General features: G+C 29.1%; 3 protein-coding genes. All 3 read left to right on the top strand.

Annotation, left to right across the window (positions count from 1 at the left end):
* Positions 1-101 precede the first annotated feature (101 nt).
* Genes CN514_RS23955 through CN514_RS23945 form a run of 3 tightly spaced genes read left to right on the top strand, consistent with a single transcriptional unit; the run spans position 102 to position 1,132 of the window.
* On the top strand, positions 102-473 hold the full coding sequence (locus CN514_RS23955; RefSeq protein WP_098234718.1) for a DUF2089 domain-containing protein: 372 nt from the start codon (positions 102-104) through the stop codon (positions 471-473).
* Complete coding sequence (locus tag CN514_RS23950; protein ID WP_098234717.1) at positions 473-859, top strand: hypothetical protein; 387 nt, start codon at positions 473-475, stop codon at positions 857-859. Before CN514_RS23955 ends, CN514_RS23950 begins: the two co-directional genes overlap by 1 nt.
* A 3-nt stretch (positions 860-862) precedes the next feature.
* Positions 863-1,132 carry a hypothetical protein gene (locus tag CN514_RS23945; protein WP_098234716.1) on the top strand — a complete coding sequence of 90 codons (270 nt, stop codon included), beginning with the start codon at positions 863-865 and terminating at the stop codon, positions 1,130-1,132.
* Positions 1,133-1,268: the final 136 nt, after the last annotated feature.

Here is a 1,268-nt window from a genome sequence, read left to right as displayed (position 1 = left end):
ATTTAATGAAATTATAAATATTTATAAATAATTTTAAATATTTGTTTGAAAAATTAAATATATAGTGTATGATATGATTAAATAAAAGAAAGGAGAACAGTATGTCGTATCCTTTACTCACTAATTGTCCTGTTTGCAGCAAGGCACTTAAAATTACTAAGCTACATTGTAACCATTGTCAGACAACGATTGAAAATGAATTTGAAGTATCTAGATTAGCGTCTCTTGGCCAAGAACAACTTCATTTTATTGAGATTTTTCTTAAATGTCGTGGAAATATTAAAGAGGTCGAAAAGGAACTAGGAATTTCTTATCCGACCGTCAGAGGAAAATTAGATGAAATTATCTCAACGCTTGGATATTCCACTCAAAAGAAACCAGAAATAGATAAATCAAAAATTGTAACATTATTGGAAAAAGGCGAAATTACGGCTGAGAAAGCCATTCAATTATTAAAAGAGGGGGACTTATAATGAAAGACGAGATTTCAAGAATCTTAACGTTGATGGAAGAAGGAAAGATTGATAAAGATAAAGCAAGTGAATTAATTAATATTTTGCAAGATAAAGACCAACCAGATCGCGTATCTTTAAAAAAAGAAGCGTATGGAAATAAAATTTTAAAGATTCGTGTGAACTCTGAAGTAGGAGATAATGTTAATGTAAATGTACCGATTAATCTTGTAAAAGCAGTTTTAAAAGTAGGTACAAATATTGCTGAAAAAATTCCTGAGGCAGAAAAATATGTTAAAGATATTAACGTTGATCTGCTAATCGAAGCAATCGAAAACGAAATGGTCGGACAAATCGTTGACATCACTTCATCTAACGGTGATAAAGTTTTCGTTGTGATTGAGTAGATTATGTTAAAGGTTAAGGTAAAAATAGAAGGAAAACGATTCTCCATTCCTGTTCCTTATGCGATTTTAAATTTAGCTAGTTTGATCATCACATCAAAATTGCTTAATCGTTTAATAAATAAAGCAATCAGAAAAAATGGCAGTAAATTCAATTTCCCTGAAGTTGATAGAAAAGATTTGAAGCCGTTACTACAGGGACTTTCAAATAACAGTGGACTAATCCTTGTTGATACGAAATTAAAAGATGGAACAGAGGTAATAGTAAAACTTTAAAATTCCGTCTTTTAGACACTAATTTATATTTTCGAATCTACCAAAATAATAATAGTTACTTATAACAATATTATGTAAACAAAATAAATTATAAAACAACCCCTTTCTAATAAAATGGGTTTTTTTCTTTTTAATA

Source organism: Bacillus sp. AFS001701, assembly GCF_002559405.1.
Lineage (GTDB): Bacteria > Bacillota > Bacilli > Bacillales > Bacillaceae_G > Gottfriedia.
The sequence above is the reverse complement of the archived record's forward strand: the minus strand, read 5'-3'. Positions and strand labels throughout refer to the sequence as shown.